This window comes from Gelidibacter sp., assembly GCF_039916245.1.
In the GTDB taxonomy this organism is placed as follows: domain Bacteria; phylum Bacteroidota; class Bacteroidia; order Flavobacteriales; family Flavobacteriaceae; genus Gelidibacter.
Map to the genome: position 1 here is coordinate 1 of NZ_JBDSLS010000193.1, position 6,624 is coordinate 6,624.

Consider the following 6,624-nt stretch of genomic DNA (forward strand, 5'->3'; position numbering starts at 1 on the left):
TTTCTGGTTTCTGGTTTCTGGTTTCTGGTTTCTGGTTTCTGGTTTCTGGTTTCTGGTTTCTGGTTTCTGGTTTCTGGTTTCTGGTTTCTGGTTTCTGGTTTCTGGTTTCTGGTTTCTGGTTTCTAGTTTCTAGTTTCTAGTTTCTAGTTTCTAGTTTCTAGTTTCTAGTTTCTAGTTTCTAGTTTCTAGTTTCTAGTTAAGAAAAAAAATAAAATGCTCAACTCCTATTTTGATAGGCATAAACTTTTGACATACTTATTAACTTTCTTCTTTGTGCAACTTTTGGCCTTCTTTGTGTAACTTTGTGGAATAGCTATCAAAACAGTCGGCAGTCGGCAGTCTCCAGTCTCCAGTCGGCAGTCCTCAGATGGCAGTTGGCAGTCGGCGGTTTACAAATAATTCTTTTACAGATCATCAGCTAGAGTTTTCTTACCTCAACATTAATATCAACTCTGATTTACATCTATCCATCTGCAAAAATCAGTGTCATCCGCGGGAATTTATCTTAGACAATTGTCAACGTGAAGAATCATTGAATCAATCTACTAAAGTTTTTCTCCGTGAAACTCAGCGATTTCTCAGCGGAACTCTGTGAAACCGTTTTTTCGTCATCCATCATTGTCCTTAAATCAAAAAAGCACCCAAGAATCCTCTCAGGTGCATTTTCAAAATAATTTTTCTAAACTTTCATTGCAAGATTTTCCAATCTTAATAAGTAGATGCAGAAACAATAAAAAGGTTGCGTCATAAGATTATATTAGGTGAAAAAAAGGTCGTAATTTAGCTTCATTAAAAATTAGAAAAAGAGAAACAAATGAGTAGTGAAAAAGAAGCAAAATTAAAAGCCCTAAAACTTACCTTAGACAAGTTGGATAAATCCTACGGGAAAGGCACTGTAATGATGATGAGCGACCAAGCTGTCGTGGATGTTGAAGCAATTTCTTCAGGCTCCTTAGGTTTGGATATTGCTTTAGGAGTTGGTGGTTATCCGCGTGGTCGCGTTATTGAAATATATGGCCCAGAATCTTCTGGTAAAACGACCCTAGCCTTGCACGCCATCGCCGAAGCTCAAAAAACTGGAGGTATTGCTGCATTTATTGATGCTGAGCATGCTTTTGACAGAACTTATGCTGAAAATTTACATGTAGATTTAGAGAACTTGATCATTTCCCAACCTGATAACGGGGAACAAGCATTGGAAATTGCAGATAATTTAATCCGCTCTGGTGCGATTGATATCGTTGTGATTGACTCCGTTGCCGCATTGACACCAAAAAGTGAAATTGAAGGTGAGATGGGTGACTCAAAAATGGGTCTTCATGCGCGATTGATGTCTCAAGCTTTAAGAAAATTAACTGGTTCCATCAGCAAAACTAATTGTACCGTGATTTTCATTAACCAATTACGTGAAAAAATTGGTGTTATGTTCGGTAACCCAGAAACTACAACTGGTGGTAATGCCCTTAAATTCTATGCTTCTGTAAGATTGGACATCAGACGTTCAACACAAATCAAAGAAACTGATGGTAACGTCACAGGTAACAAAACTCGTGTTAAAGTAGTAAAGAACAAAGTAGCACCGCCATTTAAATTGGCCGAGTTTGATATTATGTATGGTGAAGGAATTTCTAAAGTTGGTGAAATTTTAGATATCGCTGTTGAAAATGAAATCATAAAGAAAAGTGGCTCATGGTTTAGCTACGGCGAAACAAAATTAGGTCAAGGTAGAGATGCTGTTAAAGCCTTAATCAAAGACAATCCAGAATTGATGGATGAATTAGAGGCCAAGGTTAGAAAAATAGCCAAGGCAGCTACTTCTGGTGACGATTAAAAACACAAATTTTCTACTTTTAATCAGAATAAATAAAAGAATCCCTCCAAAAAGGGATTTTTTTTGTTTTACAACGCAACCTTTATCGCTTTAGAGCATCTACAGCATGAAAAAGAAAATGAATCCTAAATCAAATTATTATGAAAAAGTTAGTTTTGCTATGTGCTGTGATGTTCACATTAACATCTTGCAGTATTGATGACAGCAACGATTTTTACAATGAAATTTTACCTATTGAAAGCGTTGTAATTCCTGAGCAATTTGTTCTTGGCGAAGTTTACCCAATAACTGTAAAATATATTAGGCCAGCTGGTTGTTATGCATTTTATGATTTTTACTATACACGTGAATTGAATCAACGTACCGTTGCAGTCATCAACTCGGTTTTCCCAAACCAAAATTGTGGTTTAAGTGAAGATGCAGAAGTTGAAGCCACTTTTAATTTTAAGGTCACCAGCACTGGCACTTATGTGTTTAAATTTTGGCAAGGTAAGGATGAAAGCGGAACAGATTTATATTATATTGTAGAAGTGCCGGTTGTAGAAGCGCAACCTGTTACAAACCACTAATCTTATAACTGTGAGTTTAGAACAACTCATTATCAAGTGTAAAAAAAATGATGCTCAAGCTCAAAGCCAGATATACAAGCTCTTTTCGAGTCAATTGTTTGCGCTTTGTCTTAAGTATTCGAAAAATTATGCAGAGGCACAGGACAATCTGCAGGATTCCTTTGTGACCATTTTTAAAAAAATTGATCAGTTTGGTAATAAAGGTTCTTTGGAAGGTTGGATGAAACGCATTACCATCAATACCGCGCTTCAACGTTATCGAAGTGTTGGTGTTTTTGATATTGTCAATGAGGATCAAATAGAAGATGTTGCTGTTGAAATTTATGAAGAAAATATCAGTCTGGATTTTTTACTGAGCATCATCCAGGAATTACCAGATCGGTACAGATTGGTATTTAACCTGTACGTATTAGATGATTATTCGCATAAAGAAATTGCAGAAATGATGGGTATTTCCACGGGAACCTCAAAATCAAATCTTGCGAGGGCACGAATGATTTTAAAAGATAAAATTGAACATTATAAGTTGAAAGACCATTCACAAAGTTTATAAATGAATGAAAAAAAACATATTGACCGCCTTTTTCAGGAGAAGTTCAAAAATTTTGAACCAACTCCTGATAATGCTGTTTGGGACAACATTCAAGACGCCTTACATAAAAATAAGCGCAAACGTCTCGTGATCCCAATTTGGTGGTTTACGGCAGGAGTTGCAGCTATTTTAGTGATGCTGTTGACTATTGGAAATGTTTTCAATAATGGTGTGAAAACTGATAATCCTGAAAACAGCGTGGTGGATACTGAAACTACCCGAGGTGGACCCCAATCCAATCCATCAGATGGTTTTGAGCAAAAAAACATGAACTCAAGCGACAACGCAATTGATAGTTCCAGTGTTATCGCCAATACAGAACCGTCTGATGTAGATGCTGCAAATTCTATAAAGGTCCATCACGGAAAGACTGTAAATGAAAAAGATAAAACGGCCTCTCAGATCGCCCATGACGATTCATATAAAAGAAACACGAACACCGCTAACCCGCAAGATAAAATAGCATCGTCTCAAAAAGATAAGACCGTTAGCTCCAATTCGAAAGAAGACGTTATTGCACAAAACATCCCAAATCTACCTCAACTTGACCCTAACAAAGAAGCTCAAAACCAAGGTAATGAACTTGTCAAAACTATTCTTGAAAATGAAAAAGAGCGCACTACAATTGCCAAGTCTACAGATCAGAATATTATAAAATACACCGAAAAAATTAAAGACTATAAAGATGTCATCGCTTCAAATAAAGAAGAGAAAAGCATTGAGGATGCTATTGCCAAAGCAAACCTTATAAATGAAGAAGAAAAAGAAGAGCAACCAAACAGGTGGAACATTTCCCCAAGTGTGGCACCTGTTTATTTTAACAGTTTAGGTAAAGGTTCGTCCATTGACAATCAATTTGTAAATAATGGCAAAAGTGGTGCGGTAAATATGAGTTATGGTATTAACGGAAGTTACGCCATCAATGATAAGATAAAAATTAGAGCGGGGATTAATAAAGTCGACTTGGGCTATAGCACCAACGAAGTTGTGACCTTTAGGGACATTAACAACTTTAATGTGAATTCTGGCGGCTCTGAACTTCGAAACATCAACTTCAATAACCAAGGGAAATTGAACGATTATATGAGCACTTCCGGCATTAATAAAGAGTCTGCACAACAATTTGTAATTAGTAACGCTAAAGGTTCTTTAGAACAGCAATTTGGCTATATCGAAGTGCCTTTAGAAGTAGAATACAATATTATCAATAGCAAATTCGGCCTGAACGTTATTGGAGGGTTTAGCACGTTATTCCTGAACAATAATGAAATCTATTCTGTTTTGGATAGTGAAAGAGCACTCTTGGGCGATGCCAATAATATCAATACTACAAGTTATAGTGCCAATTTTGGATTAGGATTGAACTATAACATTTCACATACCTTAAAACTAAATCTTGAACCGATGTTCAAGTACCAAATTAACACCTTCAACAATACTTCAGGCGACTTTAGACCTTATTTTATTGGAGTTTACTCAGGTTTTAGTTTTAAGTTTTAGATTTTTTAGTTGGTTAGGTAATTATTGTAGAGGTACAATAATGACGAAAAGCTGCTCTGTGCCAAGAGCAGCTTTTTTAGTTTTTATATTCGGTCAATAATTGTTCTAGTATAATCGTTCTTGCTTGCTCATTCAATTCTTTAGCATCTTTTGAAGTCATTCCTTCCGTACTTAAAAACTGATGTACTTTAACGCGCATCTTTCCTGGGCCACCACTAAAAAATACATAAGAAAAACGATTTTTATTATCCACAAAAGTCATTGGAATTATTGGGATTTGATGGCTAATGGCCAACCGGAAGGCACCATCCTTAAATTCGTCCAAAATAACGTCCTCATGTGGCACACCTCCTTCGGGAAAAATACAGATACTTAATCCTTGATTGAGTCGTTTCTGGGCTCTGAAAAATACCGCCTTTCTACTTTTTTCAGAACTTCTATCCACCAAAATACAGGTGCGTTTATAGAAAAAGCCGAAAATTGGAAATTTGGCCAGTTCTGCCTTCCCCACAAACACAAACGGATTTTTCGCCGTTACCAACATCAGCATAATGTCAGCCATTGACGTATGGTTGGCGATAAACATATAGCTTTTGGTGGGTTCAGGGATTTGTTCTTTTTTTATGATCCATCTAAACCCCATCCCTATTAAAATGATTTTTGCCCACAAACGTGCCATTTTGAAGAAATAAGGATACCATTCTTCTTTTAAGATAGAGATGACTAAAATTGGAAATAATATGATTATTGGTACGATTACTAAAATGTAAAACCAAATGCGGTATAGAATCCAGAGGGGGTATTTGAAAATTTTCATCCGTCCAAAACTAATTAAATTAATTGAGCTATTTCTTGAAAAAATCAAATTCGCATTTAATGAATCCAGTCAATAAAAATGTGAAATAAAATGAGATTAACTTCGCTGAACCTAAAGGTTTCCTGCCTTCACAGTAATTAAACAGTCTATTACAAAAATTTCATCCGCCTAAAACCTGTTAAATTAATTGAGCTATCACTTCAAAAAAATTACCTTTGCTACTATTGAAATTTGTTTAATTAAAAGAGAATTCCGCTTTCGCGGAAAGTAAACATGGCAAGAATACTCACAGGTATACAAAGTACAGGCACACCCCATTTAGGAAATCTTCTAGGTGCAATCATTCCAGCAATTGAGATGACAAATGACGACAAGAACAATTCATTTTTGTTTATTGCAGATATGCACTCACTTACTCAGATTAAAGATGCTGAAACCTTACGACACAATACGTATAGTGTTGCGGCAACTTGGCTAGCATTTGGATTGGATATCGAAAAAGTAGTGTTCTACCGTCAAAGTGATATCCCTCAAACGACCGAGCTCTCTTGGTATTTGAGTTGCTTTTTCCCTTACCAACGCTTAACTCTGGCACACGGTTTCAAAGATAAAGCCGACCGATTAGAAGACGTGAATGCCGGCTTGTTTACCTACCCGATGTTAATGGCCGCAGATATTTTATTGTATGATGCCGAAATTATTCCGGTAGGAAAAGATCAATTGCAACATATTGAAATGACTCGTGATGTGGCCTCTCGTTTTCATGCGAGGATGGGTGAAACTTTTGTGATGCCCGAAGGTAAAATTCAAGACAACACCATGCTTGTTCCAGGAACCGATGGCGCTAAAATGAGCAAAAGCAAGAATAATTTCATCAATATATTTTTACCAGATAAGCAACTCCGCAAGCAAATCATGTCCATTGAAACGGATAGCACGTCATTAGAAGATCCGAAAGATTGGAGTTCTTGTAATTGTTTTGCGATTTATAGCTTGTTGGCTTCTGATAAAGAAATAAACACCATGAAACAGAATTACGAGCAAGGCAATTATGGTTATGGACATGCCAAACAAGCCTTATATGAATTGATTGTTTCAAAGTTTGAAACGCAACGCGAACGTTACCATTATTATATGAGTCATTTGAACGAGATAGACAATGCTCTTGCAATTGGTGCTCAAAAGGCAAAAGTTGTGGCGGATGAGGTTTTGGCACGTGTTCGTACAAAGTTGGGGTATTAATTCTGGAGAGACCTCTCAGGTTTTAAAAACCTGAGAGGTCTTCTGCTTAGATGACCTCAAACAACTTCCCAGG

At 36.6% G+C, this 6,624-nt stretch carries 6 protein-coding genes; 5 read left to right on the forward strand and 1 reads right to left on the reverse strand.

Annotation, left to right across the window (positions count from 1 at the left end):
* Window positions 1-814: 814 nt before the first annotated feature.
* The 4 genes from recA (at window position 815) to ABIQ28_RS10370 (ending at window position 4,492) form a co-directional block, all read left to right on the forward strand.
* Complete coding sequence (recA, locus tag ABIQ28_RS10355; protein WP_348036969.1) at window positions 815-1,831, forward strand: recombinase RecA; 1,017 nt, start codon at window positions 815-817, stop codon at window positions 1,829-1,831.
* A 140-nt stretch (window positions 1,832-1,971) separates the two neighbouring features.
* Window positions 1,972-2,400, forward strand: coding sequence for a hypothetical protein (locus ABIQ28_RS10360; protein ID WP_348036971.1), 429 nt, complete (start codon window positions 1,972-1,974; stop codon window positions 2,398-2,400).
* A gap of 10 nt (window positions 2,401-2,410) precedes the next feature.
* Window positions 2,411-2,953: an RNA polymerase sigma factor gene (locus tag ABIQ28_RS10365; RefSeq protein WP_348036973.1), complete on the forward strand. Its 543-nt coding sequence runs from the start codon at window positions 2,411-2,413 to the stop codon at window positions 2,951-2,953.
* The gene (locus tag ABIQ28_RS10370) at window positions 2,954-4,492 is read left to right on the forward strand and encodes a hypothetical protein (RefSeq protein ID WP_348036975.1); all 1,539 of its coding nucleotides are present in this window, start codon (window positions 2,954-2,956) and stop codon (window positions 4,490-4,492) included.
* Window positions 4,493-4,568: 76 nt separating this feature from the next.
* Here ABIQ28_RS10370 and ABIQ28_RS10375 read toward each other — a convergent pair whose 3' ends face one another.
* Window positions 4,569-5,309, reverse strand: a complete 741-nt coding sequence (locus ABIQ28_RS10375) for a lysophospholipid acyltransferase family protein (RefSeq protein ID WP_348036977.1) — start codon at window positions 5,307-5,309, stop codon at window positions 4,569-4,571.
* Between the two features lie 273 nt (window positions 5,310-5,582).
* On the opposite strand from ABIQ28_RS10375, the gene trpS reads away from it, so the two are divergent.
* Entirely contained in the window at window positions 5,583-6,551 is a 969-nt protein-coding gene (gene trpS / locus ABIQ28_RS10380) for a tryptophan--tRNA ligase (protein ID WP_348036979.1), read from the forward strand.
* The last annotated feature ends 73 nt before the right edge of the window (window positions 6,552-6,624 follow it).